The sequence below is a fragment of the Stenotrophomonas sp. 63632_Sma genome (assembly GCF_056482875.1).
This window is the reverse complement of the sequence record NZ_CM151220.1, coordinates 2296628-2323431: the sequence shown is the minus strand read 5'-3', so window position 1 is coordinate 2323431 and position 26804 is coordinate 2296628. Positions and strand designations below refer to the sequence as shown.

31 protein-coding genes are annotated in these 26804 nt (G+C 64.8%); 20 read left to right on the top strand and 11 right to left on the bottom strand.

From position 1 onward, the window contains the following. The 4 genes from ACZK45_RS10845 to ACZK45_RS10830 all read left to right on the top strand — a co-directional run bounded on the left by ACZK45_RS10845 (window position 1) and on the right by ACZK45_RS10830 (window position 2529). Entirely contained in the window at window positions 1-339 is a 339-nt protein-coding gene (locus tag ACZK45_RS10845) for a hypothetical protein (protein WP_197615158.1), read from the top strand. A 237-nt stretch (window positions 340-576) separates the two neighbouring features. Beyond that, window positions 577-1044: a BLUF domain-containing protein gene (locus ACZK45_RS10840; RefSeq protein WP_134950744.1), complete on the top strand. Its 468-nt coding sequence runs from the start codon at window positions 577-579 to the stop codon at window positions 1042-1044. 125 nt (window positions 1045-1169) lie between these two features. Next, the gene (locus ACZK45_RS10835; RefSeq protein ID WP_478445849.1) at window positions 1170-1802 is read left to right on the top strand and encodes a DUF72 domain-containing protein; all 633 of its coding nucleotides are present in this window, start codon (window positions 1170-1172) and stop codon (window positions 1800-1802) included. Further along, window positions 1795-2529, top strand: coding sequence for a DNA-formamidopyrimidine glycosylase family protein (locus tag ACZK45_RS10830; RefSeq protein ID WP_197615156.1), 735 nt, complete (start codon window positions 1795-1797; stop codon window positions 2527-2529). The genes ACZK45_RS10835 and ACZK45_RS10830 overlap by 8 nt, the downstream gene beginning before the upstream one ends. 39 nt (window positions 2530-2568) lie before the next feature. Here the strand turns inward: ACZK45_RS10830 and ACZK45_RS10825 are convergent, their stop codons facing one another. From ACZK45_RS10825 to ACZK45_RS10810, 4 genes are all read right to left on the bottom strand, one after another. Then, window positions 2569-3066 (bottom strand): YciE/YciF ferroxidase family protein, encoded by a 498-nt coding sequence (locus tag ACZK45_RS10825; RefSeq protein WP_005416567.1) that lies wholly within the window; start codon window positions 3064-3066, stop codon window positions 2569-2571. Between the two features lie 313 nt (window positions 3067-3379). Further along, window positions 3380-3802, bottom strand: coding sequence for a low affinity iron permease family protein (locus ACZK45_RS10820; protein WP_071228246.1), 423 nt, complete (start codon window positions 3800-3802; stop codon window positions 3380-3382). Continuing rightward, window positions 3799-4053, bottom strand: coding sequence for a hypothetical protein (locus tag ACZK45_RS10815; RefSeq protein ID WP_049463392.1), 255 nt, complete (start codon window positions 4051-4053; stop codon window positions 3799-3801). The genes ACZK45_RS10820 and ACZK45_RS10815 overlap by 4 nt, the downstream gene beginning before the upstream one ends. Window positions 4054-4176: 123 nt before the next feature. Next, window positions 4177-4455, bottom strand: a complete 279-nt coding sequence (locus ACZK45_RS10810) for a hypothetical protein (RefSeq protein WP_219630815.1) — start codon at window positions 4453-4455, stop codon at window positions 4177-4179. 180 nt (window positions 4456-4635) lie between these two features. Between ACZK45_RS10810 and ACZK45_RS10805 the strand changes: the two genes are divergently transcribed. Next, window positions 4636-7284 carry an excinuclease ABC subunit UvrA gene (locus tag ACZK45_RS10805; RefSeq protein WP_125893207.1) on the top strand — a complete coding sequence of 883 codons (2649 nt, stop codon included), beginning with the start codon at window positions 4636-4638 and terminating at the stop codon, window positions 7282-7284. Between the two features lie 72 nt (window positions 7285-7356). Here the strand turns inward: ACZK45_RS10805 and ACZK45_RS10800 are convergent, their stop codons facing one another. Next, window positions 7357-8865 (bottom strand): S1 family peptidase, encoded by a 1509-nt coding sequence (locus ACZK45_RS10800; RefSeq protein ID WP_478445848.1) that lies wholly within the window; start codon window positions 8863-8865, stop codon window positions 7357-7359. Window positions 8866-9691: 826 nt separating this feature from the next. Next, a complete protein-coding gene (locus ACZK45_RS10795) occupies window positions 9692-10645 on the bottom strand; it encodes an alpha/beta fold hydrolase (protein ID WP_478445847.1) in 954 nt (317 codons plus the stop codon). A gap of 169 nt (window positions 10646-10814) precedes the next feature. On the opposite strand from ACZK45_RS10795, the gene ACZK45_RS10790 reads away from it, so the two are divergent. The 3 genes from ACZK45_RS10790 to ACZK45_RS10780 all read left to right on the top strand — a co-directional run bounded on the left by ACZK45_RS10790 (window position 10815) and on the right by ACZK45_RS10780 (window position 13115). After that, complete coding sequence (locus ACZK45_RS10790) at window positions 10815-11384, top strand: TetR/AcrR family transcriptional regulator (protein ID WP_478445846.1); 570 nt, start codon at window positions 10815-10817, stop codon at window positions 11382-11384. 61 nt (window positions 11385-11445) lie between these two features. Beyond that, window positions 11446-11922, top strand: a complete 477-nt coding sequence (locus tag ACZK45_RS10785; protein ID WP_478445845.1) for a nuclear transport factor 2 family protein — start codon at window positions 11446-11448, stop codon at window positions 11920-11922. A 272-nt stretch (window positions 11923-12194) separates the two neighbouring features. Then, the gene (locus tag ACZK45_RS10780; RefSeq protein WP_125893217.1) at window positions 12195-13115 is read left to right on the top strand and encodes an MBL fold metallo-hydrolase; all 921 of its coding nucleotides are present in this window, start codon (window positions 12195-12197) and stop codon (window positions 13113-13115) included. Between the two features lie 116 nt (window positions 13116-13231). Here the strand turns inward: ACZK45_RS10780 and ACZK45_RS10775 are convergent, their stop codons facing one another. The 3 genes from ACZK45_RS10775 to ACZK45_RS10765 form a co-directional block, all read right to left on the bottom strand. Continuing rightward, the gene (locus tag ACZK45_RS10775; RefSeq protein WP_125893219.1) at window positions 13232-14113 is read right to left on the bottom strand and encodes an RNA polymerase sigma-70 factor; all 882 of its coding nucleotides are present in this window, start codon (window positions 14111-14113) and stop codon (window positions 13232-13234) included. Between the two features lie 75 nt (window positions 14114-14188). Beyond that, entirely contained in the window at window positions 14189-14593 is a 405-nt protein-coding gene (locus ACZK45_RS10770; RefSeq protein ID WP_125893221.1) for a cupin domain-containing protein, read from the bottom strand. Between the two features lie 55 nt (window positions 14594-14648). Next, the gene (locus ACZK45_RS10765) at window positions 14649-15128 is read right to left on the bottom strand and encodes a carboxymuconolactone decarboxylase family protein (protein WP_125893223.1); all 480 of its coding nucleotides are present in this window, start codon (window positions 15126-15128) and stop codon (window positions 14649-14651) included. Window positions 15129-15217: 89 nt separating this feature from the next. Between ACZK45_RS10765 and ACZK45_RS10760 the strand changes: the two genes are divergently transcribed. The 6 genes from ACZK45_RS10760 (at window position 15218) to ACZK45_RS10735 (ending at window position 18870) form a co-directional block, all read left to right on the top strand. Further along, window positions 15218-15526 carry a sigma factor-like helix-turn-helix DNA-binding protein gene (locus ACZK45_RS10760; RefSeq protein WP_071228235.1) on the top strand — a complete coding sequence of 103 codons (309 nt, stop codon included), beginning with the start codon at window positions 15218-15220 and terminating at the stop codon, window positions 15524-15526. Further along, on the top strand, window positions 15523-16554 hold the full coding sequence (locus ACZK45_RS10755) for a LysR family transcriptional regulator (RefSeq protein WP_478445844.1): 1032 nt from the start codon (window positions 15523-15525) through the stop codon (window positions 16552-16554). Before ACZK45_RS10760 ends, ACZK45_RS10755 begins: the two co-directional genes overlap by 4 nt. A 128-nt stretch (window positions 16555-16682) precedes the next feature. Then, window positions 16683-17450, top strand: coding sequence for an SDR family oxidoreductase (locus tag ACZK45_RS10750; protein WP_478445843.1), 768 nt, complete (start codon window positions 16683-16685; stop codon window positions 17448-17450). A 21-nt stretch (window positions 17451-17471) separates the two neighbouring features. Beyond that, window positions 17472-18026, top strand: coding sequence for an Ohr family peroxiredoxin (locus ACZK45_RS10745; RefSeq protein WP_125893229.1), 555 nt, complete (start codon window positions 17472-17474; stop codon window positions 18024-18026). Further along, a complete protein-coding gene (locus tag ACZK45_RS10740) occupies window positions 18011-18307 on the top strand; it encodes a hypothetical protein (protein WP_180837066.1) in 297 nt (98 codons plus the stop codon). Before ACZK45_RS10745 ends, ACZK45_RS10740 begins: the two co-directional genes overlap by 16 nt. A gap of 113 nt (window positions 18308-18420) precedes the next feature. Continuing rightward, the gene (locus tag ACZK45_RS10735; protein WP_478445842.1) at window positions 18421-18870 is read left to right on the top strand and encodes a BLUF domain-containing protein; all 450 of its coding nucleotides are present in this window, start codon (window positions 18421-18423) and stop codon (window positions 18868-18870) included. A gap of 44 nt (window positions 18871-18914) precedes the next feature. On the opposite strand, the gene ACZK45_RS10730 is transcribed toward ACZK45_RS10735, so the two are convergent. Together ACZK45_RS10730 and ACZK45_RS10725 are read right to left on the bottom strand one after the other, a co-directional pair. Continuing rightward, window positions 18915-19268 (bottom strand): response regulator, encoded by a 354-nt coding sequence (locus tag ACZK45_RS10730; RefSeq protein ID WP_087922597.1) that lies wholly within the window; start codon window positions 19266-19268, stop codon window positions 18915-18917. Between the two features lie 3 nt (window positions 19269-19271). After that, a complete protein-coding gene (locus tag ACZK45_RS10725; RefSeq protein ID WP_478445841.1) occupies window positions 19272-20405 on the bottom strand; it encodes a two-component system sensor histidine kinase NtrB in 1134 nt (377 codons plus the stop codon). Window positions 20406-20554: 149 nt separating this feature from the next. Here ACZK45_RS10725 and ACZK45_RS10720 point away from each other — a divergent pair, with 149 nt between their 5' ends. From ACZK45_RS10720 to ACZK45_RS10695, 6 genes are all read left to right on the top strand, one after another. Next, complete coding sequence (locus ACZK45_RS10720; RefSeq protein WP_260467280.1) at window positions 20555-20899, top strand: hypothetical protein; 345 nt, start codon at window positions 20555-20557, stop codon at window positions 20897-20899. A gap of 171 nt (window positions 20900-21070) precedes the next feature. Continuing rightward, the gene (paoA, locus tag ACZK45_RS10715; protein WP_125893236.1) at window positions 21071-21718 is read left to right on the top strand and encodes an aldehyde dehydrogenase iron-sulfur subunit PaoA; all 648 of its coding nucleotides are present in this window, start codon (window positions 21071-21073) and stop codon (window positions 21716-21718) included. Continuing rightward, entirely contained in the window at window positions 21715-22665 is a 951-nt protein-coding gene (locus tag ACZK45_RS10710) for an FAD binding domain-containing protein (RefSeq protein WP_478445840.1), read from the top strand. The genes paoA and ACZK45_RS10710 overlap by 4 nt, the downstream gene beginning before the upstream one ends. Then, window positions 22665-24869 carry an aldehyde oxidoreductase molybdenum-binding subunit PaoC gene (paoC, locus tag ACZK45_RS10705; RefSeq protein WP_478445839.1) on the top strand — a complete coding sequence of 735 codons (2205 nt, stop codon included), beginning with the start codon at window positions 22665-22667 and terminating at the stop codon, window positions 24867-24869. Before ACZK45_RS10710 ends, paoC begins: the two co-directional genes overlap by 1 nt. Window positions 24870-24878: 9 nt before the next feature. Further along, window positions 24879-25940, top strand: a complete 1062-nt coding sequence (locus tag ACZK45_RS10700; RefSeq protein ID WP_478445838.1) for an XdhC family protein — start codon at window positions 24879-24881, stop codon at window positions 25938-25940. Beyond that, entirely contained in the window at window positions 25916-26539 is a 624-nt protein-coding gene (locus tag ACZK45_RS10695) for a nucleotidyltransferase family protein (RefSeq protein ID WP_478445837.1), read from the top strand. Before ACZK45_RS10700 ends, ACZK45_RS10695 begins: the two co-directional genes overlap by 25 nt. Window positions 26540-26804: the final 265 nt, after the last annotated feature.

Sequence of the window (26804 nt, the reverse complement as noted above, 5' to 3'; positions counted from 1 at the left end):
ATGCATCGACCTGGAACCGATCCCGCTTCGCCACGCGTGCTGCGTGTCGAGAGCATGTCCCTGGACTGCGGTGGCACCGCCGTTGTTGTAGAGCTTGACCGGACACCCGAACGGGTATGGATGAAGTCGCTGAAGCGAGCCGTTCAGGCCAACACCGCCCTGGAGGGGGCGCAGGCCAAGTTCGATGGCCGTTTTGTGTATTTCGTGGGCATGGAGGAGAGTGGGAATCGCGTCCAGCATCACGTGATGCAGGCGCTGATTTCGGCGGAACCGGGCCGCGACCCGGCCAGGCCCAGGGGTTTCCCGGGCGCGGCACTCTCCAGCTCGATGACCGCCTGAGTGCGACCTGCGCCGATACGGCATTCCGCCTTGATTGCCACTGTCAGCCCATGCCGGCCGCCGTCGCGGCTGAAGCCCGCCATGTGCTGGCACGCGTGCGCACATCTGAAGCGCACGTTGCGTGTAGACGCGATGCGCAGCGGCCACGCCACAGCTCGACGCAACCTCCACACCGGTCTCACCGCGCGTACGATGCGCGTCGCTAAGGTAGGGCTGTCTGCAACAACCGGTGGTGTCATGCCTCTTCGCGCAATTGCCTATGTAAGTGAAGCGTCCGACAGCCTGACTGCGGAACGACTGCAGCAGCTTGTGATGGACGCGGTGCTGTTCAATGAATCCGCCGATGTCACCGGTACGCTGTTATTTGATGGCAGCCGCTTCCTGCAGTACCTCGAAGGCCCCGAAGCGGGGATCAGCAGCGCGTACAAGCGGATCCTGGCAGCCGGCAGCCACAGTGGCGTGGTCGAACTCAACCGGGGGAGGGTGGGCCGGCGGCAGTTCCCCCATTGGCGGATGTGCTGCGTGCGGGTGGATGAACTGGCGCTGGGAAAGATTGCCATCTCCGACTGGACAGGCTTCGTGCGCAGCGCATCGGCGCTGGCTTCAGGCACCAGCGCGCTCGATCGCCTGCTGTGGGTGACGCAGTCAAATGTGGACGGCGCCGCCAGCAGCGCTCTGGAACCTGACGGCTGGGTGGCGCGGTGAACACAGCTCCGTCGCCGCCTGGTCCGACACGCATTGGTTGCGCTGGCTGGTCGCTGTCCCGGTCGGCGCAGGGAGCCTTTGGGCAGGGCAATAGCGTTCTTCAGCGCTACGCCACCCGCCTGCCCATGGTCGAGATCAACTCCTCGTTCTACCGTCCGCACCTGCCCAGCACCTATGCACGGTGGGCTGCGAGCGTGCCGGACTATTTCCGCTTCGCAGTGAAGATGCCGCGCTCGATCAGCCATGAACACCGGCTTCGCGATGCAATGCCACCGCTGCAGCGGTTCCTCGATGGCGTGCTGGCACTGGGTGACAGGTTGGGTCCGCTGCTGCTCCAGTTGCCACCCAGCCTGGCATACGAACCGGCGACGGCGGAGGGATTTCTGCATGGTCTGCGTGCACGTACCCAGGTCGATGTGGCCTGCGAGCCGCGCCATCCCAGTTGGTTCACTATGGAAGCGGACGCCCTGCTGAGCGACCATGGTGTTGCCCGGGTTGCAGCGGATCCGGCACGGGCACCCTCAGCTGCGATTCCCGGCGGGGACCGCACGTGGAGCTATTGGCGCTGGCACGGCCAGCCGCAGATCTATCGAAGCGCCTACAGCGAACAGACCTTGGCGGGCCTGGCGCGGGAGCTAGAGCTCGAATCGGATACGCAACGATCAGTCTGGTTCGTACTGGACAATACCGCGCTGGGCCACGCCACCAGCAACGCCCTGCGCCTGCAGGCCCTGCTGCAGGAGGGAGAGCATGCCTGAGGGACCATCCATCGTCCTGCTGTGCGAGGCTGCGAGGCATTTCAAAGGGCACGTCGTCCGCGCGGTTTCAGGGAACAGTCGGATCGATCTGTCGCCACTTCAAGGACGCAGGGTGAAAGCCGTTCGAAGCTGGGGCAAGCATTTCCTGTTGGAGTTCAGCCACCAGACCCTGCGCATCCATCTGATGATGTTCGGCAGCTGGCGCATCGACGAACGGAAGCCAACCCCTGCGCGGGTGTCCCTGGAGTTCGACAATGGCGAGCTGAACTTCTATGCCTGTTCCGTAAAACTCATTGGCGAGCCATTGGACGACGTCTATGATTGGCGCGCGGATGTGTTGAACGATGCCTGGGATCCGAAGCTGGCCCGGCGCAAGCTGAAGGCAATGCCAGGCGTCCTGGTCTGTGACGCGCTTCTGGACCAGACAATCTTCGCCGGCGTCGGTAACATCATCAAGAACGAGGTGCTGTTCCGCATAGGCGTGCACCCGACCACTCGCCTGGGTAACCTGCCGCCGCGCAAGCTCACCGCCTTGATCACGCAGGCACGCACCTACAGCTTCGATTTCCTGGAGTGGAAGCGCCGCTTCGAGCTGAAGAAGCACTGGCAGGTACACACGCGCAGGATCTGCCCGGTCTGCGGTGGCCCGATCAGCAAGCTGTACATGGGTACCACCCGGCGGCGCACATTCTTCTGCCCGAACGACCAGGTGCTGTACGAACCCTGAGGCCGCCTTCCATGGCGGCCGGGCTGCATTCGACGCGGCTCAGGCAGCCTGCGCGGCCTTGGCATTGCCGCCGCCCTTGGCCAGCAGGGTCAGCTTTTCATCGGTCGCCTTCTCTTCCTCCAGCGTCTCCAGCAGCAAGGGAAGGGCATCCTTGTAGCCCAGCTGTTTGGCCAGCGCGGCGATGGTGCCGTAGGATGCAATTTCGTAATGCTCGACCTTCTGTGCGCCACCGATCAGGGCGGCATCGCGCACAGGGCCCTTGTCGATGCTGTCGATCACTTCCTTACCTTCCTCTACCAGACCTTCCATTGCCGCGCACTTGATGCGCTTCAGGCGGATCCCAAGCACCTCCACTACCTGGTCGATGCGCTCGATCTGGCCCTGGGTTTCTTCCAGATGCGTTTCGAACGCCGCCGCCAGATCCGGATTCTCGGCCGCACGGGCCAGGCGCGGGAGGGCCTTGGTCAGCTGCTTCTCGGCGCTGTAGATGTCCGAGAGTTCGTGGATGAACAGGTCTTCCGCCGTCTTGATAGCCATAGTGGGCTCCGCGTTGAGTGGAGCGCTCAGCGTAGGCGTCGCCCGGTTGCGCCAAAGCAGGGGCCAGGTGAAGGCTGCATGGGAACGTCAGCAGAAAGCCTGCGCGCCGTCTTCACGAAGCGGCGCCTGTCACTGTGTGTGGCTGCATTTCAATGCCGGCAGGCCTTCGGCATGGCTTCAGGATGGCATCGCAGCTTGGGACTGCTTGCGTCCCCGGTCGATGGCCTCCGTCGGAACAGCCCTGCAAGGCCCTGCCAGGCAGTGCCTTGCACCAGGACATCCACACGCGGGTCTGCCGTCGTCGCGGCGCCTTTCAGGCCTCGGCGGCCGCGTCCACCTCGCAGGGCATGCAACGCTCTTTCTTGAACTTGATGTCTGCCGCGGTCTTCGCCAGCGCCTCGTAACGCTGGCGAATCTCTTCAAGGTGAGCGGGCTCCATCGATTCCAGGTTCAACAGCTCCTGGTTGGCATCCTTGCTGACCCGGATCAGCTCATCCAGCTTGATGTGCAGCGCGGCCGTATCGGCGTTCTGCGTATGCTGGATCAGGAACACCATCAGGAAGGTCACGATGGTCGTTCCCGTATTCACCACCAGCTGCCACGTATCATTGAAGTGGAAGGCCGGCCCGCTGGCGGCCCAGGTGATGATCACCCCCAGCGCGGCGACGAATGCGCCCAGGCTGCCGGACAATCGTGCCGTTGCGGCCGCCACACGGGCAAAACCGCGCCGGATCACGCGTCACCTCCCGCGGCCTCCTTATCCGTGCGGCGGTCTGGCAGCGTGACCCGCTCCCCAAGGCGCTTGGCCTGCTCTTCCGGGGTTGGTGCAGCAACAAAGGGAGAGATCGGGTCACTGGCGGGGAAGGTTTCCTGCAGCGCTTCGTCATGGTTGCGGCGGTTGTGCAGCTTCGCCTGCAGTGGACTGACAGGATCGGGATTCTGCGCTTCCGGGTCCGGGTGGGGAAGGTCTTTCTGATCACGTTGCATGGTGAATCTCCAGGTTGATCACCACCAGTCAGGTGGCGGGCCCAGCATAGGAGTGCACTGTGAGCGGCCCCATCAAGAGTGGGGCAACGTGATGTCAATCCTTCAGGCAATACGCGTTAACAATCAGCAGGGCGGGGGAGCGTTGCACCGGCCGCGACGGCGCCAGGCCATCACCTGGCCCACCACGGCCGTCAACAGCAGCATCGCATTGGTGACCACGAAGACGGTGCTGCCCAGCATCGCGCTGTACACCGTAAACAGCGCGGACGCGGTCATCTGGCCCACGAACAGCCACTTCGATACCGCTTCGGGGTTTGGCGACTGCCACTGCTTCACCATCTGCCGGATCAACGTCGCCATCAGGACCGCCGTGGCGATCCAGCCAAGTACATCGGGATGCATGATCGCCTCCTATCGTGCAGATGACTCACGCTAGCCCTTGGCCGCGCAACGGCGTAGCAAGGGGAGGTGAAAGTGGCATTCCACCTCCTGCGCCCTCACACCATTCACTCCGCAGCAGCGAGAATGGCCTACCGGGCGCGCCCATTGCGCGGCCCGCCCGCCGAATGCAGGAACGCTGAAATGTCCAACACCCCCTTTGGTGAATCGTCATGCGCTGCCGCCGCCAGCGGTTGCGTCAAGGTGCGTGGTGCCCGCGAGCACAACCTCAAGAATGTCGACGTTTCCATTCCGCGTAACGCACTGGTGGTTTTCTCCGGCGTATCAGGTTCCGGCAAGTCATCGTTGGCCTTCGGTACCGTGTTCGCCGAAGCGCAGCGGCGCTACTTCGAATCCGTCGCGCCCTATGCAAGGCGCCTGATCGACCAGGCGGGCGTGCCCGATGTGGATGCCATCGACGGGCTGCCGCCGGCAGTGGCCCTGCAGCAGCAGCGCGGCGCCAGCAATGCGCGTTCATCGGTGGGCAGCGTGACCACGCTATCCAGCCTGGTGCGCATGATGTACTCGCGTGCCGGTGCGTACCCGGCCAACCAGCCCATGCTGTACGCCGAGGACTTTTCGCCCAATACGCCACAGGGCGCCTGCAGCACCTGCCATGGCCTGGGGCATGTCTACGAAGTAACCGAAGCGCTGATGGTTCCGGACCCGTCGCTGAGCATCCGTGAGCGCGCCATCGCTTCCTGGCCGCCGGCATGGCATGGCCAGAACCTGCGCGACATCCTGGTCACGCTCGGCTACGACATCGACATACCGTGGAAGAAGCTGCCGAAGAAGGACCGGGACTGGATCCTGTTCACCGAGCAGGCCCCCACCGTGCCGGTCTATGCCGGGTTCACGCCCGCCGAGACCCGCGCCGCACTGAAGCGCAAGCAGGAGCCCAGCTACATGGGCACCTATACCGGCGCGCGCCGCTACGTGCTGCACACCTTTGCCAATACCCAGAGCGCGCTGATGCGCAAGCGCGTGTCGCGCTACATGGAAGGCCGGTTGTGCCCGGCCTGCCACGGAAAGCGCCTGAAGCCGGAGGCGCTCTCGGTCACCTTTGCCGGGGTGGATATCGGTGAGTTCATGCGGCTGCCGCTGGACCAGCTGGCGGCGCTGCTGGAGCCCATCGCACAAGGTGATTTCGGCGCGCACAGCAAGGGCGCTCGCACCAACAGGAGCGCGACACCCCGCGATCGCGCCCGGAGGGCCGCGAGTGGCCAGGCGACCCACGAGGGCGCTCCGGACGTGCGCCTGACCTCGGCCTTGTCCGAAGAGAAGCGCCTCGCCGCACAACGATTGGCAGGCGGAGTCATGGCGCGTGTACGCCAGCTGCGTGACCTGGGCCTGGGCTATCTCTCGCTGGACCGTGCGACGCCAACCCTGTCAGCCGGCGAGCTGCAGCGCCTACGGCTGGCCACGCAGCTCAGCTCGCTGCTGTTTGGCGTGCTGTACGTGCTTGATGAACCCTCGGCCGGCCTGCATCCGGCCGACAGCCAGGCGCTGTACGACGCACTGGAACGGCTGCGCGACGGCGGCAACTCGGTGTTCGTTGTTGAACACGATCTGGAGCTGATGCGCCGCGCGCAGTGGCTGGTGGATGTGGGTCCGCAGGCGGGGGAACACGGCGGGCGCGTTCTCTACAGTGGCGAGCCCGACGGCCTGCGCCAGATCCAGGATTCACGCACGGCCCTGTATCTGTTCGACCAGGTGCCGGCGCCTGCCAGCCAACAGCGTAGCGCCAACCGCTGGCTGGAACTGAAGGGCATCCACCGCCACAACCTGCAGGGCGTGGACGCACAGGTGCCGCTGGGACTGCTGACAGCCGTGACCGGCATTTCCGGCTCCGGCAAGTCCAGCCTGATGGCGCAGGCGCTGCCCGAGCTGTTGCTGCTGCACCTCGGGCATGAGCCTGCCGACGACCGCGCCGATAGCGCGCCCACCGACGGACCGACCGTGATCGAAACGACGCGGGGCACATTGGCAGGCGATATGGACGCGATCCAGCGGGTGGTGCAGGTCGACCAGAAGCCCATCGGCCGCACGCCGCGCTCCAACCTGGCCACCTATACCGGGCTGTTCGATCACGTGCGCAAGCTGTTCGCCGCAACGCCGGCCGCGCGCCGCCGCCGTTTCGATGCCGGCCGCTTCTCGTTCAACGTGGCCAAGGGCCGGTGCGAGACCTGCGAGGGCGAGGGTTTCGTCAGCGTCGAGCTGCTGTTCATGCCCAGCGTCTATGCGCCGTGCCCCACCTGCCACGGTGCGCGTTACAACGACGCCACGCTGAAGGTGCAGTGGAATGACCGCAACATCGCCGAGGTCCTGCAGATGACGGTGGACCAGGCGCATGCGTTCTTCAGCGAGGAAGAGGCCATTTCACGCCCGTTGCAGTTGCTGCAGGAGATCGGCCTGGGCTACCTGCGGCTGGGCCAGCCAGCCACGGAGCTTTCCGGCGGTGAGGCGCAACGCATCAAGCTGGCCACCGAGCTGCAGCGCAGCCAGCGCGGGCGCACGCTGTACGTATTGGACGAACCCACTACCGGCCTGCATGCATCGGATGCGGACAGGCTGCTGGTGCAGCTGCAGCGGCTGGTGGACGCGGGCAATACCGTGGTGATGATCGAGCACGATATGCGGGCGGTTGCACAGGCGGACTGGGTGATTGACGTAGGCCCCGGAGCTGGCGGGGCAGGGGGCACCATCGTCGCGAAAGGAACGCCGCAACAGGTGGCTCGCGCCAAAGGCAGCAGGACGGCGCCGTTCCTTGCCAGGGAGCTGGCGCTTATGTAGAGCCGAGCCATGCTCGGCTGACGAAGAATCCACGCACGTGGTTCCAGCACTGCACTCATCAACAGATGCGGGCTATGGACAATCAGGGCATCCACTGCAGTGCAGGTTGTACTCAACGGGCTCGGCGGTGATTCCAGACGCATCCTTCAAGGTAATCCGCTCCCTCCAGGTCAACGGGGGAGGGGGAATGACGGGAGGCGGGTAGAGCACGATGGGGTAGAAGCAGGCCCATGTGTAGTTGAGCGGGGAGGGCATCTTGTCCGGCAACGTTTCCGTGGCGGGTTCGCAGGGCCCGCTCGGGCACACGGGGCGCTCCAGCGTCAACTCTATCGGGAACTTCGGAACTCCCTTGTACGCAACCGGAACGGAAAATGGCCTGAAATAATTTTCAGTGCGATCTGCGATGCCGGTAACTTCAAAGGCCTCCGTCAATACGGAAACACCAAGTGCTGAAACCCGCTCGATGGGCATGTAGAACAGGTCGTTCTCAAATCCCGTGTCTTCACCGCCCCGGCCGTGAATGACGCCGAGGGCCGCATTGTTCGAAAAGACCGGCCCACCGCTGTCACCTTCGACGCTGAGAGGACCTGGAGAAAGGTTGCGTGCACGGATGTACCTGCCTATGGCCCCATTATGATTGGACCTTGAATTCATATCCTCAATGGTCCCGCATGCGTAGTGGCCATGAATTCCACTCTTGCAGATCACATCCCCCACATGCGTCGAACTGGAGGGGAGCGTGCTGGTTATTTCGAGCGTCTGCGACGGACCATTGATCAGGGAGATTTCATTTGTCTGCGCGTGGCGCGGGCCCCTGGGCGGCTCTTTATGCCACTGGACATCGTAGTCGCCTACGTTCTGCTCGCTCTGGAAAACGAGAGGCGCGGCAATGCCCTGATAGGTCAGCGTATTGTCACAGTGACCGGCCGTGAGGACGCCAAGCTCACGATCTGCGTCGAAGACGTTGAAGCCAGTAGTGCAACTGAAGGCAGTACCGGTCAACTTATGGCCGCCGGAGATCGCGGTAGTGACAGTAAAGCCTTTCACTTGCTTGATCGCCATGAAATCGACAGCGCCCAGCAATGGCCGGAGTGCGCGTCTAGCGGCCGCTTCGTCCTTCACGTAAAAGGTCACAATGGACCGCTTGATATCGACGCCCGACTCGAACCCAACCTTCTTTGCGAGAAGCTGGGCCTCTGCCTCGGCTTGGGTCGCCAAGAGCATCTCGAGCGATTGAGCGGAAGTGCGGCCGGTAAATACAGGATCCTGCGTGTACTTTGCCAAGGTCTCTTTCGGCCTATTCGTGAACAGCACTACGATCTTGAATTCTGGCTCATGCTCAACGTACAAGCCACCAAACGTATCCGGCTCAGATGCCTGAATCCTGGCTTCCAGACCTGCCGCAGAGATCGATTTCATCGACCTGTATTTTGCTTCGGCCTCAGATACATTGAACGTTCGCGAGTAGGTGTGTGCCGTGGGGTTGCCAGTTATCGGCTGGCCGTGCAGGGAGAATGCGAACGCACCGAGGGCGGACAATGTCAGGGCACGCATGGATAGCTTCGTGCGCAGACTAATCATGGCTGCTCCTTTGCCTGACGCATCAAATGAATCGTCATGAGTGGGCCCGTACAGGCAGCCGGAATAGACGCAGCAAGACTCGAACGGAGCAGTTCACTTCCATGCCCCCCTCCGAATGATGCGGCGGTTCCGAATTCCATTATTTTCCCCGATCGGATGCTCTGCACGCCTACGGGAACGCCGCCCTTCATGGCCAGCGAGTAATCGTGAGGCCATGCTGCAAGATATGCCGTGCCACCTGGGTCCACGAAGTAGACACAGCCATTGATTGGCCTCAGTAACCCCCTGAGCAGTCCAGTTGCAAGGACCGCACTTTGCGCAGGCGAGAGCGTGACAAGTACCAGTGATCGGGCCTCCCTGGCGCTCGCCGACGGGGTCGCGGATGCGCCGCAGGTGGTCATCAGAAAAAGTAGAGCCGCAAGCGTTGCTGAAGAGCTGCCAGAGACCATGCACATCCCCACCTCCATGTCACAACCGATTGATGGTCCGCCTGGAAATCAATCGCATTATCAGCAATTAGGTTGCAGCGGACTTGAAGGTATTGACTTTCCCCGCCGTTAACTGTGACCACTTTCACGAACGCGTATTTTCAGCTTACCCGCTCCCTCCCTGTAAAGCAGAGTTATTGTGTGAAGGAGGGGGAGGATTATTGTCGGGGGCCGAGGTTCTGGCATGGCCATTTCCACGCCCTTGCAGCCGGGCCCGGATGAAATTCTGCACCGCCCGAATCCACGCGGCGACGGCTCTGACCGGGAAAGGACACGCGGCAGGGCAGAAACACGCTTATGTGGGACGGGCTCCGGCGCATTGCCGGAGCCCCTGTTGCTTACTTTTCCTGCAGGAAGCTCAGCAGGTCCTGGTTGACCTTGTCCTTGTGGGTGTCGGTCAGGCCGTGCGGCGCGCCCGGGTAAACAATCAGCCTGGCGCCCTTGATCAGCTTCGCCGACTGGCGACCGGAGATGTCGATCGGCACGATCTGGTCGTCATCACCGTGGATGACCAGCGTCGGCACATCGAACTTCTTCAGATCGGCGCGGAAGTCGGTGGCCGAGAACGCGGTGATCGAGTCGTACGTGTTCTTGTGGCCGCCCCGCATGCCCTGCGCCCACCACGCATCGATCAGCGCCTGCGACACCTTCGCGCCCGGGCGGTTGAAGCCATAGAACGGGCCCGACGGGATGTCCTTGTACAGCTGGGCGCGGTTGTCCATCTGTGCCTTGCGGATGCCATCGAACACTTCGATCGGCAGCCCGTTCGGGTTGTCGGCGGTCTTCAGCATGAACGGCGGCACCGAGCTGATCAGCACGGCCTTCTTCACTCGCCCGGTGCCATGCCGGCCGATGTAGCGCGCCACCTCGCCGCCGCCGGTGGAGAAGCCCACCAGGGTGACATCGTGCAGGCCGAGCGTGTTGATCACCGTGGCCAGGTCATCGGCGTAGTGATCCATGTCGTTGCCATCCCAAGGCTGGCTGGAACGGCCATGGCCACGACGATCATGCGCGATGACGCGGTAGCCGTGGTTGGCGAGGAAGATCATCTGCGATTCCCAGCTGTCCGAGTTCAGCGGCCAGCCGTGGCTGAAGGTAACCACCGGGCCGTCCTTCGGGCCCCAGTCCTTGTAGTAGAGCTGCACGCCATCGGCGGTGGTGATGTAGCTGGCGGTGCGCGCGATGCTGGTGACTGCCGCCGGCTTGGCCGGTTCGGCGGCCTGCGCGGACAGGCCGGCCTGGACCGAGAGGGCGAGGGCGGCAACGGCCAGGGAACGGGCAAAGGTGTTCATGCGGGGCGTCTCATGGGTGGTTGGTGAGACGTACTTTGCGACCGAAATCGGGCGTCTGGATGATGACATGTACGAATTTCTTGATAGATCGTCCTGAGCAAGCGTGCCCACGCGAAAGGCCGTCGTGCCGCCTGTTGACAGGGTAGAACGATCGTTCTACCTTGGCGCCGTGAACACAACCACCTCCGAAACCCAGCAGAAGATCCTGGCCACGGCCGAGGCGCTGATCTACCAGAACGGGATCCACGCCACCGGCATGGACCTGCTGGTGAAGACCTCCGGCGTTGCCCGGAAGAGCATCTACCGCCACTTCGAAAACAAGGACCAGGTTGCTGCTGCGGCATTGAATGCGCGTGACGTGCGCTGGCTCACCTGGTTCCAGCAGGAGTGCAACAAGGCCGACACCCCGGAAGCACGCATCCTGAGCATGTTCACCGTGCTCAAGGGCTGGTTCCAGTCCGACGGCTATCGCGGCTGTGCCTTCATCAACACCGCAGGCGAGGTCGGCGACCCCGACGATCCGATTCGCCACATCGCCAAACATCACAAGCAGAAGTTGCTGGATTACACGCTGGAACTCACCACGCAACTGCATATCCAGCAGCCGGAAGCACTGGCGCGGCAGCTGCTGGTTCTCATGGAAGGCGCCATCACCGTCTCGCGCGTGATGGGCGACTACACCGCCGCAGACACTGCAAGGAATGTTGCAGCAGTGTTGTTGGAGCAGGCCAGGCGCTGACGCCCGAGCCATCAAAACCCGTCGAAGCACCCCGTTCATCCACTTGATTGGAGGTCCCACCGTGTCCATTGAAGCACCCCGTCCGCCACTTCCCCCGTTCACCCGTGAATCGGCCATCGAGAAGGTTCGTCTTGCCGAAGACGGCTGGAACACCCGCGATGCCGACAAGGTTTCGCTGGCCTATTCGCTGGACACCCAGTGGCGCAATCGTGCCGAGTTCACCCATGGCCGCGAGGAAGCGCGGCAGTTCCTGGCCCGCAAGTGGAACAAGGAGCTTGAGTACCGGCTGATCAAGGAGCTATGGGCCTTCACCGACAATCGTATTGCCGTGCGCTACGCCTATGAGTGGCATGACGACTCCGGCAACTGGTTCCGTTCCTATGGAAACGAGAACTGGGAATTCGGTGCGGATGGCCTGATGCAACGCCGGTTCTCGAGCATCAACGACATGCCGATCAAGGAAAGCGACCGCAAGTTCCACTGGCCGCTGGGGCGCCGCCCCGATGATCATCCGGGGCTGTCTGATCTGGGTATGTGATTCGCATTGCTTCCCGGAATGCAACATCACGTCCCCCTCCACGGGCCTACCGCAGCAACGGTGTGCTGCCTAGCCTGATCGCACACGGCACACGCCGTGTTCCGGGCCCACCGCTTGCGCAGTGGCCCGTCTTCCCATGAACCCTGCAGCGTTGGCCTGCCAGGCATCCGTGCCCTGGCAACGCCACGCCCTGCGCCGTGGGAAAGCGCCCGGAATCGTTCGCGCCAGCCTTGCATCGCTGCCCGCCCAATGCCCCTACGTGGAGATCCCTCATGTTCAGTCTGGAAAACACCGCCGCGCCCATTGCCCCCGCCCTCGATGAACTGGTGCCCTCGCGCTACGCCCTCAAGGTGGGCGACGTCGAAGTGCTGGTGATCAGCGATGGCGTCCTGCCGTTGCCCACCCAGATGCTCGGCCACAACGTACCAGCCGCCGACCGTGCCGAATGGTTCGAAGAGATGTACCTGCCGCAGGATGCCTTCGACTGGGCATTAAACGTGATGGTGGTGCACAGCGGTGATCGCACCATCCTCATCGATGCCGGCCTGGGCATGGACCCGGACCTGCAGCTGCCGCGCGCCGGCCAGTTGATCCGCCGCCTCGGTGCCGCCGGCATCAACCTGGGCGAAATCACCGATGTGGTGATCACCCACATGCACATGGACCACGTCGGCGGGCTGCTGGTTGAAGGCGTGAAGAAACAGCTGCGCCCGGACCTGAAGATCCACGTGGCCGCGGCAGAGGTGGAGTTCTGGAAGTCGCCGGACTTCAGCCGCACCAACATGCCGCAGGGGTTCCCCGATGCGCTGCGCGCCACGGCCAAGCACTTCTGGGCCGAGTACAGCAGCTACGTGCACACCTTCCAGGATGAACAGCAGATCGCACCGGGCGTGACGGCCCGCCGAACCGGAGGGCATACCCCAGGCCACTGCGTGGTGCGCGTGGCGTCTGCCGGGCAGGCCCTGACCTTTGCCGGTGACGCGGTGTTCGCGGTCGGCTTCGACCAGCCGAACTGGCACAACGGCTTCGAGCATGACCCGGAGGAATCCGCGCGCGTCCGCATCGCCCTGCTGAAGGAACTGGCAGGCACCGGTGAAATGCTGGTGGCCACGCATCTTCCGTTCCCGTCAGTGGGCCGGGTGTCGCTGGAGGGCGAGACCTTCCGCTGGGTGCCGGTGTTCTGGGACTTCTGATCGGATCCTGCCGCCGCTGCGCAGGCAGACGTTCACGATCGGGGCGCATCGGCGCCCCGGTCGAATCCCGCAAGGATGAGGTCGACAATGGATGCCGTCCACGCGGGGCGCGGGATCTACTGGATGGAGGTGGGCAGTGCCAGCCGCTGCAGCTTGTGCGGGTTGCGCTGCACCAGGATCTGCGTGATCCGTTCGCCATCGGTCTCGAAGGCCATCGCCGCTTCCAGCTCGCCATCGAAATAGCGCAGCAGTCCCAGCCGTCCGTTGAGCATGGCCGGCACCATCCGCAGTTGCGCGCTGCGCCGCAGGTGCGGGGCATACAGCAGTTGGGCAATGCGTGCGCCCCCGACCATCGGTTTGGGGAAGCTGGTGACGATGCCGCCGCCGTCACCCACCAGCTCGGCCGACTCGGCCATCAGCGCCTTCATCGTGCGGAAGTCGCCACTGGATGCGGCCTCGGCGAAGCGGCGCAGCAGTTTCTGGTGCACGTCCTGCGGGACGTTGTAGCGCGGGCGCTCCTGCCTGAGCTGCAGGCGTGCGCGATGCACGATCTGCCGGCAGGCGGCTTCTGTCTTGTCCAGGGTGCGCGCGACCACCGCGTAGTCCTGATCGAACACATCGTGCAGCAGGAAGGCCGCACGCGCATCCGGTGCCAACCGTTCCAGCACGCTGAGGAAGGCGAGCGACAGATCGCTGGCGGTTTCCAGTACATATTCAGGGGTGCTGGTGTCATCGGTCAGCAGCGGCTCGGGCAACCACATGCCGACATAGTGTTCGCGCGTATGCCGTGCCAGGCGCAGGCCATCAATGGCGCGACGGGTGGTGGTGGCGACCAGCCAGGCTTCGGGATTCTCGATCCGTGACTGGTCGGCGCCATGCCAGCGCAGCCAGACGTCCTGCACCACGTCCTCGGCTTCGTGCGAAGACCCGAGCATGCGGTAGGCCACGCCGAACAGGCGCGGGCGGAGGCGGGAAAACAGCGCAGTGGAATCGTCCATGCCAGCGTAGACGGGACAGGTCCCCGGATTGTGACACCCGGGGACCTGTCGTTGGTGCCAGCGCCGGACGTGCGATCAGTGCGGCGGCAGAACCGCCGGCTTGCCGATGTCCTTGATCAGGAACACCACGAACTTCGCCGGCTCGGTAGCGCTGGCGTTGCGACCTACGGTGTGCAGATCGGCCGGGCCTTCATGGAAGGCCTCGCCCGGGCCGAGGGTGACTTCCTTGCCGCCGGCCACGCCCATCACGATCCGTCCTTCCAGGACGTAGACGAAGCCATGGGCATCGTGGCGGTGCACCGGATCGGCGCCACCCGGCGGGTATTCCACGGTAAGGATCAGCGCTTCCTTGCCGGGCTGCTCCGGCAGGGCCCGGGTCATCACCTCGTGCACCAGGGGCTCGGGCGCAGCAGGGGGCGGGGTGGCGGCAGCGCTGCACAGTGGCAGCAGCGCAAGCAGGGCCAGAACAGAACGACGCATGGCAGGTCTCCAGTGCGGTAGGGGAGGGCCGCTGCATGGGGCAGCGGCGGAACGATCAGGCCAGGTCGGCCTTGTCCAGGCCAAAGGCCGCGTCCAGGGTGCCGGGCGTAGTACGGAAGGCGACGTTGGCGCGGTTCCAGGCGTTGATCGCCATCACCGCATGGGTCAGGTCGACGATCTCCTGCTCGGACAGCTGGCCGCGCACGCGCGTGTACAGTTCGTCGGGCACACCCTGCGCCGGCAGCTGGGTCAGCACCTCGGTCCAGGCCAGGCAGGCGCGCTCGCGCGGGCTGAACAGCGTCGATTCACGCCATGCCGCCAGGTGATGCAGGCGCAGTGGGCGCTCGCCGCGCAGGGTGGCCTCCTTCACGTGCATGTCCAGGCAGAAGCCGCAGCCGTTGAGCTGCGATGCACGGATGTTGACCAGATCGATGATGGCCGCTTCGATCGAGGCGGTATGGGCGGCATGCGAGTACAGGCCGAGCTTCTTGAACAGTTCGGGGGATTGCGCGGCGTAATCCAGACGTGCGGTCATGGCGTGTTCCTGTAGCGAGTGAAGGACACAGCGAGGCTAGGCCTGCGCCCGCACTACCGGTAGGCCGGGGCCGGGCCGCATGCTGTTGCATGAAAAACACCAATGGCCTGTCACAGCGGCCGATGCTCGGCCGTCTGCCGGGCATGGACACCGCATCGCACCTGCGCACCGCATTCCGCCCTGCCAGCGAACAGGTCTGGCAGACCTTCCTGGCCGCACTGCGCGAATTGCCGCCCGATGCACGTGCGGTGCTGTTGCTGCACGACGTACTGGGCGCCGGGTTCGAGGACATCGTGCCCCTGCTGGGGCTCGACCTTTCCGCGTGCAGGCAACGCCTCGCGCTGGCGCGGAACCACCTGCACGCGCACCGTGCCCGCCTGGAGCCAGGCCGCCCATGAACACCGCACAGCCCAGCCCGGCCAGCGACGGCCACGATGCGCTCAATGCATCCTTCTCCACCAGCTACGCCGGCGTGCTGGCCTTCATCGCAGTGGCGGCCGAGGGCAGTTTCGCGCGCGCGGCCGACCGCCTTGGCATCGGCCGTTCGGCCGTCAGCCGCAGCGTGCAGAAGCTGGAAAGCCAGCTGGGCGTGCGGTTGTTCCTGCGCACCACGCGCTCGACCACGCTGACCCGTGAAGGCGAGCTGTTCCTGGAGGGCTGCAACCCGGGCGTGAACTGCATCCTGCAGGCGCTGGAGGAAATGCGCGACCTGCGCGAGGGCCCGCCGCGCGGGCACCTGCGCATCAGTGCCAGCCACGGCTTCGGCCGGCGGGTGATCGCCCCCTTGCTGGCCGCCTTCCGCGCCGAGTACCCGCAGGTCTCGGTAGAACTGCTGCTGGACGAGCAGGCCCCCGACCTGGCTGGTGACCGCATCGATGTGGCGTTCCGCGACGGCCTGCTGGAAGACAGCCAGGTGATCGCCAAGCAGCTGGTGCCGATGCAGCTGGTGGTGTGCGCGTCACCGGCGTACGTGCGGGCGCATGGTCTACCGTCGTCGGTGGATGCGCTGTCCACGCATGCCTGCATCGGGCGGCGCCTGCCGGGTGGGCGCATGCAGCCCTGGGAATTCCGGGTCGACGGCACCGATGTGCACCTGCAGCCGCCGGCCGCACTGGTGTTCAACGATGCCGACCTGGCCCTGCAGGCCGTCATCGACGGGCTGGGCATCGCCCAGCTGCCCAGCTATCAGATACGTGAAGCGCTGTGGGCGGGCAGGGTGGTGACCTGCCTGGATCGGCATGCGCCGCTCGATCGCGGCCACTACCTGTGCTACCTCAGCCGCCGCCAGCTTCCCAAGCGCGTGCGGGCCTTCATCGACTTCAGCACGCAGCGGGTGCGCGCGCTCGAACTGGATGTGATCTCGCACTGGGAAGCGCGCCAACAGGCCACGTCCATGAAGCCAGAGGCACAGCCCGCCTGGGCCTGAAGCATTGGTGCGTGCCGGGCAACAGTGCGCGCCCCAGCGCGGACCTACTGCCCCGCGCCCACGCTGCCTACGATTCCAGCATGCCCGGCCACAGCCGGTCGCCCCTTCTACATTCCAGGAGACACGTCATGAAATTCCTCGTCATCGGTGGTACCGGCCGCATCGGCAGCAAGGTGGTTGAGCGCCTGCGCACCGCCGGGCATGACATCGTGGTGGCCGCGCCCTCCACCGGCGTGGATGTGCTGACCGGTGAAGGCCTGGACGCCGCCATGGACGGGGTCGACGTGGTGGTGGACCTCGCCAACTCGCCCTTGTTCGAAGATGCGGCAGTGCTTTCGTTCTTCGAGACCGCTGGCCACAACGTCCTGACCGCCGCCGCCCGTGCCGGCGTACGCCACCACGTTGCGCTTTCCGTCGTAGGCACCGACAAGCTTGCGGCCAGCGGCTACTTCCGCGGCAAGATCGTCCAGGAGCGCCTGATCCGCGATTCGGGCCTGCCATACACCATCATCCATTCCACGCAGTTCTTCGAGTTCCTGCCGGGCATCATCCAGTCCGCCGGCAACGGGGAGACCCTGCACCTGCCGGCCGCCGACGTTCAGCCGATTGCCGCCGAGGATGTTGCCGAAGCGGTGGCACGCATCGCGCAGCAGCCACCCCGCAATGGCGTCGTGGAAATTGCGGGCCCCCAGCGCGCCGCGATGGCGGATCTGGCCAGGCAGTATCTGCAGCGGACCGGCGACCCGCGGCAGGTCGTGGCAGACGCCGAGGCCCTGTACTTCGGTGCGCCGCTGCAGATCGATACGCTGGTGCCGGTGGGGCAGGCGTGGCTGGGGCAGGTCGGCTTCGACGCCTGGCTGCAGCAGTCCGGCCTGTTGCAGCGGCAGCCCGCCTGAGCAGCCATCGATCACTTGCCAATGACCGAGCTGAAGCCACCTTCGCCCGCCATGCTGGACCGCTACCAGGGCGTCGACGTGCAGCCGCTGTACACCGGCCGCGTGCGGGTGAGCGGTGGCCAGGCCCAGCACGGGCGCGCGTCCGGCGTGGTGCGATCGGACGACGGTGCACTGGCGGTGGACCTGCGCCTGCCGCCGGAATTCGGCGGGCCCGGCGGTGGCTCCAATCCCGAGCAGCTATTGGCCGCAAGCTACGCCGGTTGCTTCCACGGCGCCATGGTACTGGTGGCCGCGCGTGCCGGCCTGCTGCTGCACAACCCCAGCGTCGAAGTGGCGGTGACCTTCGCCCGTGATCCGGCAGATGGGCTGTACCTGCTGTCTGCCGAGGTCGTGGTCCATCTTCCCGGCATGGATGCGAACCTGGCCTGCGAACTGGTGCGCAACACCGAACGCGTCTGCCCCTACGCCAAGATGTTCCATCGTGGCATCAGCGATGCCGTGCGTGTCCGGGTGGCCGCAGAACGTGGCGCAGCTCAGGCCTGCAGCGACGCGGGTGGCGCATGTCCCAGCACGTGATCGCATTCGACCAGGCGCGCGTTGCTGACAGCCTGCCGCTCACCACAGCCTGCGCAGGCAAGGAGCGTCCCTCCAGGCATGCCTTCCAGTTGAGGCACCTTCAGATGGGTGATGTGCCGGCACCGGTTGCATCGAATGCTGATCGCATTCACATGTTCCAGATGGCCCTGCTCGTCGCGGGCAGCGTCGAGGTCGAGAACGTAGAAGAAGCCTGTATCGGGCATTGCGGCATACCTGGAGATTTCGCGCATGGTGCACTGCGCATCGCCTCCATCTTGTGATGACGGCCCATATTCAGCGTCATGCGAAACTGAACTGTTGTGTATTTCTTCGACACCTCACATTGACACACGCCCCTTGCTGCTAGGGTCGTGTCTCATCAAGGAGGTGCACAATGCCCATCAGGGCGGTGGTATATGCAAGCGGTGCCGGCAAGGGCATCGCGGGCGACAGGCTGGGCTTGCCCAGCGGCAAGCTGGACTGGATCGTGGACGACGCAGCCCGCTTCAATCGCAATGCCGGGGTTACCGGCGTGCTCCTGTTCGATGGCGAGCGCTTCCTGCAGTATCTGGAGGGGCCGGAGGACGGACTGTCGGTAGCGTACTCACGTGTGCTGGGCGCCAGCAGCCACAATGGCATCGTTGAGCTGCAACGGGGCAGGGTGGGACAACGCCGCTTGCCTTTCTGGCCGATGAAGTGGCTGCCTGTTGAGCCGCAGGAACTGCGGCGGCTGGCACACGCCGACTGGACCCGCTTCAATCAGCGAGACGACGCGGGCAATGCCAACGCAACCGCCATGGATCGCCTGGTGGGGCTTGTAGAGCCTTACGCCATCGCTGCTTGAGGCGCCTTTTCTCTGCTCCCACCTGTACAACCGGGAGCCGCAGTTCAGAACTGGCTCTTGATCGCAGCAATCAGCTGCGTGAAGCGATAGGGCTTGGAAAGGAACTGGACGTTGTCCGGCAATACAGGCAGCTGCGAGCGGCTATAGCCCGATGCCAGCAGGATACGGGCGTCGGGTTGGACGGCGGCGGCTTCCGAGGCCACATCCAGGCCAGACACGCCTTCTGGCATGCTGTAATCAGTCACGACAATAGAGAACCGAGCGCTGCCGCGCAGGCATTGGATCGCTTCGACGCCATTGCGGGCGGTGGTCACCGCGAAGCCCTGGGCGGCAAGTGCATCCACAACGATCTCGCGAAGATCATCCTCGTCGTCGACAAATAGTACTGAAAGAGGCATTGGCTACTCGGCGACAGGGTAGTAGAGGGCGACAGAGGTTCCTGAGCCAGGCGTGCTGTCTACGCGGATGAAACCGCCCGATTGGCTGGTGAAGCCGAAGACCTGGCTGAGTCCCAACCCGCTGCCGCGTCCGACGGTTTTCGTGGTGAAGAAAGGCTCGAATATTCGTGCCTGATCGTCCGGCGCAATCCCTTCGCCGTTGTCTACCACGGTTATGCAGAGGAACCTGCCTGGTTCCTGGTGTGGGTCATCAGGATGACGTTCTGTCTGTAAACGCACTGTAATCTTGATGCATCCGCCGCTCGGCATTGCGTCACGGCTATTGCACACCAGATTGAGGATGGCGGAGTCCAGCTGGCCACGGTCGAGGTTGACGGACGGAAGATCGCCCGCAACGTCGAGCTCGACTGCAACCGCATCGCCGGCGGAACGTTGCAGCATGGCGTGCATGTCACGTATCGCTTTGCCGGCATCGAAACGTTCCGGTGCCAGTTCATGGCCACGCCCAAACGTCAGCAACTGCCGAGTCAGCAGGGCGCCTCGCTCTACCGATCTCAGGGCCGTGCGGATGTACTTGTCAGACACCTCGCCATGAGGCTGCGCGGAGATCAGATCCAGGCAGTTGGTGACGACGCTGAGCAGGTTGTTGAAGTCATGGGCAAGGCCCAGTGTCAGCTTGCCGATGGCCTCCATCTTCTGCGCCTGCAACAGCTCATGTTGTGCACTTCTCAGCTGCTCCTGGGCAAGGTAGCGCTCGGTTACATCCCGCGTGATCTTCGCGAAGCCGACGAGTACGCCATCCACCCTTACCGGGTCGATGACTACGCTGGCATGAAAGCGTGAGCCGTCCTTTCGAAGCCGCCAGCCTTCGCCCGCGTAGCGGCCTTCATTCGCGGCGATGGCCAGGTTGCGTGCGGGAACGTCGGTCGCAATATCTTCGGGCGTATAGAACCTGGCGTAGTTGGTGCCGACCACCTCATCCTTTCGATAGCCCTTGATGCGCTCTCCGCCGGGGTTCCAGGTGCGGATGACCCCGCGAGGGTCGAGCATGTAGATCGCGTAATCAGTGACGGAATTGACCAGAAGTCCAAATTGCTGCGACTCGTCGCCCAGATCGCCCGTGGGATGTGGAGTCATGGAGCGCCTTCCTTCGGGCCGATCAAGCTATGCTTCTGTTTGTTAGCTGTTTGTGAAAGTGAAGGTGGGCCTCCCATGTCGACGGATGGTCATTCAAGCCGCCTGCCACGCACCAGGGCGGCAGCGGCGGTCAGCCCCGCAGCGTCGACATGCCGTCGCACCGCATTGAAGACATTCACGGCATGGCGGATCGCGTGCGCCGCAATGGCTATGCCGACTCGCAGCTGGATACTCTCCAGCAGCGGCTGCAGCAGGCTTCACAGGCCCGTGCGCAGGAATCCGCCGGCGGCGAAGTGTTGTACTCCGGCGGTGCCAACCTCAGCGACGAGCAGATCGCCAAGCTTCCGTTCGACCTGTATCGGCAGGGCTATGAGTACTGGATGAGAATCTGGGCGCGGTGGATTTGGTGTTGGATGGAGCCGAACTGGCACGCATCAGTGAGCGGGTGGCGAAGATCAGTGTCAGTGGCGCACGTTTGCCAGAGGCGGCGTTGAAGATGACCTGCCAGTAGGCTCGGCCGACGATGCCGGCACACCCTGGACAGGCTTCACAGATCTGTACTGCCCAAGCGGGCATAGTGCCCCTTGGGTAGTCTGAGCGCGTCCATCCAGCCACGGGGTTTCCCCGAACGCCAGGAGGTCACTGTGCCAAGTTGGGACGAAGGAGTGAAGTTGACGCGTCGCCAGGTGATCGCCGGCGGCGCCACGACCATGGCGATGTCCGCCGCACCGGGGGCATCATCGTTTGCCGCCGAACTGGCGGCGTCCCCACCGCCCAGGCCGCCGGTCATCAGCACGGTGGCGTTGACCGTCAACGGCACGCATCGTGAGCTCGAGCTGGACACGCGGACCACGCTGCTCGACGCCCTGCGCGAACATCTGAAACTGACCGGCACCAAGAAGGGCTGCGACCACGGTCAATGCGGTGCCTGTACCGTGCTGGTCAACGGCGAGCGCATCAATGCCTGCCTCAGCCTGGCGGTGCAGCACCAGGGCGATACCATCACTACCATCGAAGGCCTCGGAACCCCTGATGACCTGCATCCGATGCAGGCCGCCTTCATCAAGCATGACGGCTACCAGTGCGGGTACTGCACGCCGGGGCAGATCTGTTCGGCGGTGGCGGTACTGGACGAGATCAAGCGCGGCGTCCCCAGCCATGCGCAGGCCGATGTCAGCGCACGGCCCCAGGCCACCAACATGGAGATGCGCGAACGCATGAGCGGCAACCTCTGCCGCTGCGGCGCGTATTCCAACATTGCCGAGGCGATGCAAGAGGTCGCTGGCGTTACCTCTGGAAGGGAGCGCTCATGAAAGTCTTCAGTTACGAGCGCGCGAAGTCTCCTGCCGAGGCCGCCAAGGCCGTCGCCGGCACCGAGGGCGCGAAGTTCCTGGCGGGAGGAACCAACCTGCTCGACCTGATGAAGCTGGAGGTCGAGACACCCGCGCACCTGGTCGATGTACAGGACATCGGCCTGGACAGGATCGAACCTACAGACGACGGCGGCCTGCGCATCGGCACGCTGGTCACCAATACCGCGCTGGCCTCGCATGAGCGCGTGCGCCGCGACTACGGTGTGCTGACCCGCGCGATCGTGGCAGGCGCGTCCGGTCAGCTGCGCAACAAGGCCACCACCGGCGGCAACCTGCTGCAGCGCACCCGCTGCCCGTACTTCTACGACCCCCATCTGCCCTGCAACAAGCGCCTGCCCGGATCAGGCTGCGGCGCGCTCGAAGGGTTCTCCCGGCAGATGGGCGTGATCGGCACCTCGGACAGTTGCATCGCGACCTATCCGGGCGACATGGCGGTGGCCTTGCGTGTGCTGGACGCCTCGATCCAGACCGTCAAGGGCGATGGCAGCACGCGCAGCATTCCGATTGCCGATTTCCATCGTTCCCCGGGCGACACGCCACAGCAGGACAACGTGCTGCAGCGCGGTGAGCTGATCACCCACGTCACGCTGCCGGAACCGCTGGGCGGCCGGCACGTGTACCACAAGGTACGTGACCGCGCGTCCTATGCGTTCGCACTGGTGTCGGTCGCCGCGGTCGTGCAGCGTGACGGCTCGGCGCGGTTCGCCTTCGGTGGGGTCGCGCCGAAGCCGTGGCGCATCGAGGCTGCCGAACCCCTGCTGCGCGACAGCGTCAAGGCCGCGACCCGGCAGGTGTTCGCCGGTGCCCGTCCAACGCAGGAGAACGCGTTCAAGATCGCGCTCGCCGAGCGCACCCTCGCCGCTGTGCTGGCGGAAGGAGAGCGCTGATGCCCCTCGAATTCAACGCCCCCGCCGGTGACAACCTGTTCGACAAGGCCAAGGTTGTCGGCAAGTCGACGCCCCGCATTGATGGCCCACGCAAGACCACCGGCACCGCCCCGTATGCCTACGAGCGCCATGACGTCGCGCCAAACCAGGCCTACGGCTACATCGTCGGCGCGGGCATCGGCAAGGGGCGCATCATTTCGATGGATGCCTCCCGTGCACGTGCCGCCCCCGGCGTACTGGCGGTGATCACCGCACCGGAGACCAAACCGGTCGGCACATCCAACTGGAACAATGCGCCACTGTTCGGCGGGCCCGAGGTCGCCCATTACCACCAGGCCATTGCCTGCGTGGTGGCCGAGACCTTCGAGCAGGCCCGCGCCGCCGCGGCGTTGATCCGCACCCGCTACGAGCGGGGCAAGGGCCGCTTTGATTTCCCCGCACTCGCGCCGTCCGCGCCGCTGGCCAAGGCGCGCGACGGCAAGCCCGACCGGCAGGCGCTCGGCGATTTCGACAGCGCCTACGCAGGCGCCGCGGTCAAGCTCGACGAGACCTACCACACCGCCGACGAAAGTCATTCGATGATGGAGCCGCACGCCACCATCGCCGCATGGGAAGGCGACAAGCTCACCCTGTGGACCTCGAACCAGATGATCGACTGGGCCAAGCAGGGCATTGCCGCGATCCTCGGTATCGATTCTGGCAATGTGCGCGTGGACTCGCCCTATATCGGCGGCGGCTTCGGCGGTAAGCTGTTCATCCGCGCCGATGCAGTGCTGGCCGCACTGGCCGCCAAGCAGGTCGGGCGGCCGGTGAAGATCGCGCTGCAACGCCCGTTGATGCCCAACAACACCACGCACCGGCACGCGACCATCCAACGCGTCCGGATCGGTTGCGCGAAAGACGGCAGGATCTCCGCCATCGCCCATGAGAACTGGTCGGGCAACATCAACGGCGAGGACGGCGAGAACGGCACCCTGCAGACGCCCAAGCTCTATGCAGGCGCCAACCGCCTGGTGGCCAACTACATCGCCACGCTCGACATGCCCGAAGGCAATGCAATGCGCGCGCCGGGCGAAGCGCCGGGCCACATGGCGCTGGAAGTGGCGATGGACGAAATGGCCGAGAAGCTGGGCCTCGACCCGATCGCGTTCCGCGTCCTCAACGAGCCCGAGGTCGTGCCCGGCGATCCGTCCAAGAAGTTCTCCGACCGCAACCTGGTGCGCTGCCTGCGCGAGGGCGCGGAACGCTTCAACTGGAACAAGCGCAACGCCAAGCCGGCGCAGGTACGGGAAGGGCACTGGCTGGTCGGCATGGGCGTGTCCGCGGGCTATCGCGGCGCACCGACGATGAAGTCGGCGGCGCGGGTTCGTCTTGACGGCCAGGGTGGGGTGATCGTGGAAACCGACATGACCGACATCGGCACCGGCTCCTACACGATCATCGCGCAGACGGCGGCCGAGACCATGGGCGTGCCGCTGGACCGGGTCCAGGTCACCCTCGGCGACTCGCGTCATCCCGCCTCCGCCGGTTCCGGCGGCCAGTGGGGCGCGGCAAGCTCCACCGCAGGCGTGTACGCGGCGTGCGTCAGCCTGCGCCGCAAGGTGGGCGAGAAGCTCGGGTTCGACGGCGATACGGCAAACTTCGCCAATGGCCGTATCCAGGCGGGTGGGCGGACCATCGACCTGGCCGAAACGGGGACACTGTCGGCAGAGGACGGCATTGCCTTCGGCAACTTCAAGCAGGGCTACGACGTCGGCACCTATGCAGCGCATTTCTGCGAGGTCGCCGTGCATGCCTACACGGGAGAGACGCGCATCCGCAGGATGCTTGCCGTATGCGATGGCGGCAGGATCCTCAATCCGCTGTCCGCACGCAGCCAGGTCATCGGCGGGATGGTGATGGGCGCAGGCGCGACCCTGATGGAGGAGCTGGTGGTCGACAAGCGGCTTGGCTTGTTCATCAACCACGACCTGGCGGGATACGAGGTTCCCGTGCACGCCGATATTCCACACCAGCAGGTGGTCTTCCTCGACACGCTGGATCCGGTGATCTCGCCGATGAAGGCCAAGGGCGTGGGCGAGTTGGGCATCTGCGGGGTCGGGGCCGCGATCGCCAATGCGGTCTACAACGCCACCGGTGTGCGCGTGCGCAACTATCCCATCACCCTGGACAAGCTGTTGCCCGGCTTGCCCGACGTGGGCTGACCCTTGCGCATGGACCGACCCGTGGCCTCACCCGCCCTGGAGGCCTCTGCGGAAGAGGGAGTGGACCCCAGGGATGCTGCCGGGCACCTGTCCGCAGCGCCGGGCTTTCTCACCGAAGGCAACCCGCGCGGCGTGCTCGAGACGGCCTTGACGCGCGTGCGCGCGGGGGAGCACGCCGTGCTTGCGCTGGTGCTGGAAACCGATGGCTCCACCTACGCCGGTGCCGGCGACATGGTGCTGTTCTGCAACGGCAGCCAGGTCGGCTGGCTCAGTGGCGGATGCCTGGAGCCCGAGCTCGCGCGCCGCGCGGAGCAGGTGAGCGCGGCAGGGCAGGTCGATTGGATCGAGATCGACACCCGCAGTGACGATGACCTGTTGAGTGGGTCCGCGCTCGGCTGCCGCGGCCGGCTTCGGATTGCGCTCCTGCCGTTGCGTGCCATGTCCGGCATCGACGACGTGATCGAGGCGTGGTTGCGCGAGGGTGTGTCACTCCAGCGCGACCTTCGCACGTCGGGGCAGATCGTTTTCCGCGCCGGCCATCGCGAGCAGGCATGGCAGCTGAGCCCGATGGACGGGGCGCAGCCGCTTGCAGAAGCAGCGTGGCGTTTGCCGTTGCCCCGGCTTCCGCGGGCCCTGGTGTTGGGGGGCGGTCCCGAAACGCCCTTCCTGGTTCCGTTGCTGCGGGGACTGGGATGGCGGGTCAGCGTGGCCGAACGACGAGCGCGCTGGTGCTCAGCGGGGCAGGGCGCGGATGCACAGCTCCAGGTGAGCCCGGCCGAGGCCCTCCGTGCCATCGCGTGCGACGCGGTACTGGTGATGCACCACGACTTCGAGCTGGACCGCGAGGCGCTGGTGGCCCTGGCCGATACCGAGCTTGCCTTCATTGGACTTCTGGGTCCGCGGCGAAGGCGTGAGGATCTGTTCAAGCTGCTGACACAGGATCAGCGCAACCACCTGTCTTCCAGACTTCGATCGCCGATCGGCCTGAACATCGGAGGGCGGGGACCGGAGGCAATTTCGCTCAGCATCGCGGCGCAGCTGCAGCAATGGCGAAGCACCGCCGGCACGTGACCGCCGCGCATGCAGTCGTCGTGCTTGCTGCGGGCGGGAGCACCCGGCTTGGCCAGCCCAAGCAGCTTCTGACCCGACAGGGCGAGACCCTTGTACATCGCGTAGTGCGGTTGGCCTTGGAGCTCGCGCCTTCGCAGGTGTTGGTGGTGGTGGGCGGGAACGCACAGGCCGTGACATCCAGTATTTCCGGACTGGATGCGACTCCGGTAACCAACCACCACTGGGCAAGCGGCCTGGCCAGCAGCCTGCAGGTTGCAGGCACACACCTGCTGCCCGCGGTGACCGCCGTGATGGTCGTGGCATGCGACCAGCCCGCGATCGAACACTCCCATCTGCAGGCGTTGCTTTCGGGTGCCCGCGCTTCGGCGTCAGGGTGCGCTGGCACCCGTCATGGAGAAGCGCTCGGCATTCCCGCAGTAGTGCCGCATGCATGGTTCAATCAGGTGGGTGCAAGCGGTGACCGCGGCTTCGGCGCGCGCTTGAGGCAGCTTCCCATCGACGCCGTGCATGCTCTTCAAGCGCCGGAGCTGGGCCTGGATATCGACACGCCAGAAGATCTCGCGCGTGCGCGCCTTGCGGGCTGGATCGATGTTGAGTGAGTCGCACGCTCGAGCGCTTGCGCAATGACGTTGCCGCCAACCTCGGCGTGCTGGCGGCTGCCGCTGGTGTTGCACTGACCGGGAGCGGCTGGTCGGACATCGGAGCGGGTGCAGTGATTGCGCTGTGGTTCCTCCGATCTGCGCTGAACGTGATGGGCCAGGCGTGGCCGGCGTGGCGTGCAGCGGTGAAGTCGTCAGGCGAGCGGGGTACAGGTGGAACGCCGCCTACCTTTCCAATACCCGCTTCCGGACCTGCTCAGATAGC

Excerpts from the sequence above, each read along its gene's own strand:
- ACZK45_RS10845 (WP_197615158.1), top strand. The coding sequence starts at position 1 with ATGCATCGACCTGGAACCGATCCCGCTTCGCCACGCGTGCTGCGTGTC.
- ACZK45_RS10840 (WP_134950744.1), top strand. The coding sequence starts at position 577 with ATGCCTCTTCGCGCAATTGCCTATGTAAGTGAAGCGTCCGACAGCCTG.
- ACZK45_RS10835 (WP_478445849.1), top strand. The coding sequence starts at position 1,170 with ATGGTCGAGATCAACTCCTCGTTCTACCGTCCGCACCTGCCCAGCACC.
- ACZK45_RS10830 (WP_197615156.1), top strand. The coding sequence starts at position 1,795 with ATGCCTGAGGGACCATCCATCGTCCTGCTGTGCGAGGCTGCGAGGCAT.
- ACZK45_RS10825 (WP_005416567.1), bottom strand. The coding sequence starts at position 3,066 with ATGGCTATCAAGACGGCGGAAGACCTGTTCATCCACGAACTCTCGGAC.
- ACZK45_RS10815 (WP_049463392.1), bottom strand. The coding sequence starts at position 4,053 with ATGCAACGTGATCAGAAAGACCTTCCCCACCCGGACCCGGAAGCGCAG.
- ACZK45_RS10810 (WP_219630815.1), bottom strand. The coding sequence starts at position 4,455 with ATGCATCCCGATGTACTTGGCTGGATCGCCACGGCGGTCCTGATGGCG.
- ACZK45_RS10805 (WP_125893207.1), top strand. The coding sequence starts at position 4,636 with ATGTCCAACACCCCCTTTGGTGAATCGTCATGCGCTGCCGCCGCCAGC.
- ACZK45_RS10800 (WP_478445848.1), bottom strand. The coding sequence starts at position 8,865 with ATGATTAGTCTGCGCACGAAGCTATCCATGCGTGCCCTGACATTGTCC.
- ACZK45_RS10795 (WP_478445847.1), bottom strand. The coding sequence starts at position 10,645 with ATGAACACCTTTGCCCGTTCCCTGGCCGTTGCCGCCCTCGCCCTCTCG.
- ACZK45_RS10780 (WP_125893217.1), top strand. The coding sequence starts at position 12,195 with ATGTTCAGTCTGGAAAACACCGCCGCGCCCATTGCCCCCGCCCTCGAT.
- ACZK45_RS10775 (WP_125893219.1), bottom strand. The coding sequence starts at position 14,113 with ATGGACGATTCCACTGCGCTGTTTTCCCGCCTCCGCCCGCGCCTGTTC.
- ACZK45_RS10770 (WP_125893221.1), bottom strand. The coding sequence starts at position 14,593 with ATGCGTCGTTCTGTTCTGGCCCTGCTTGCGCTGCTGCCACTGTGCAGC.
- ACZK45_RS10765 (WP_125893223.1), bottom strand. The coding sequence starts at position 15,128 with ATGACCGCACGTCTGGATTACGCCGCGCAATCCCCCGAACTGTTCAAG.
- ACZK45_RS10760 (WP_071228235.1), top strand. The coding sequence starts at position 15,218 with ATGAAAAACACCAATGGCCTGTCACAGCGGCCGATGCTCGGCCGTCTG.
- ACZK45_RS10755 (WP_478445844.1), top strand. The coding sequence starts at position 15,523 with ATGAACACCGCACAGCCCAGCCCGGCCAGCGACGGCCACGATGCGCTC.
- ACZK45_RS10750 (WP_478445843.1), top strand. The coding sequence starts at position 16,683 with ATGAAATTCCTCGTCATCGGTGGTACCGGCCGCATCGGCAGCAAGGTG.
- ACZK45_RS10745 (WP_125893229.1), top strand. The coding sequence starts at position 17,472 with ATGACCGAGCTGAAGCCACCTTCGCCCGCCATGCTGGACCGCTACCAG.
- ACZK45_RS10740 (WP_180837066.1), top strand. The coding sequence starts at position 18,011 with ATGTCCCAGCACGTGATCGCATTCGACCAGGCGCGCGTTGCTGACAGC.
- ACZK45_RS10735 (WP_478445842.1), top strand. The coding sequence starts at position 18,421 with ATGCCCATCAGGGCGGTGGTATATGCAAGCGGTGCCGGCAAGGGCATC.
- ACZK45_RS10730 (WP_087922597.1), bottom strand. The coding sequence starts at position 19,268 with ATGCCTCTTTCAGTACTATTTGTCGACGACGAGGATGATCTTCGCGAG.
- ACZK45_RS10725 (WP_478445841.1), bottom strand. The coding sequence starts at position 20,405 with ATGACTCCACATCCCACGGGCGATCTGGGCGACGAGTCGCAGCAATTT.
- ACZK45_RS10720 (WP_260467280.1), top strand. The coding sequence starts at position 20,555 with ATGCCGTCGCACCGCATTGAAGACATTCACGGCATGGCGGATCGCGTG.
- ACZK45_RS10710 (WP_478445840.1), top strand. The coding sequence starts at position 21,715 with ATGAAAGTCTTCAGTTACGAGCGCGCGAAGTCTCCTGCCGAGGCCGCC.
- paoC (WP_478445839.1), top strand. The coding sequence starts at position 22,665 with ATGCCCCTCGAATTCAACGCCCCCGCCGGTGACAACCTGTTCGACAAG.
- ACZK45_RS10700 (WP_478445838.1), top strand. The coding sequence starts at position 24,879 with ATGGACCGACCCGTGGCCTCACCCGCCCTGGAGGCCTCTGCGGAAGAG.
- ACZK45_RS10695 (WP_478445837.1), top strand. The coding sequence starts at position 25,916 with ATGGCGAAGCACCGCCGGCACGTGACCGCCGCGCATGCAGTCGTCGTG.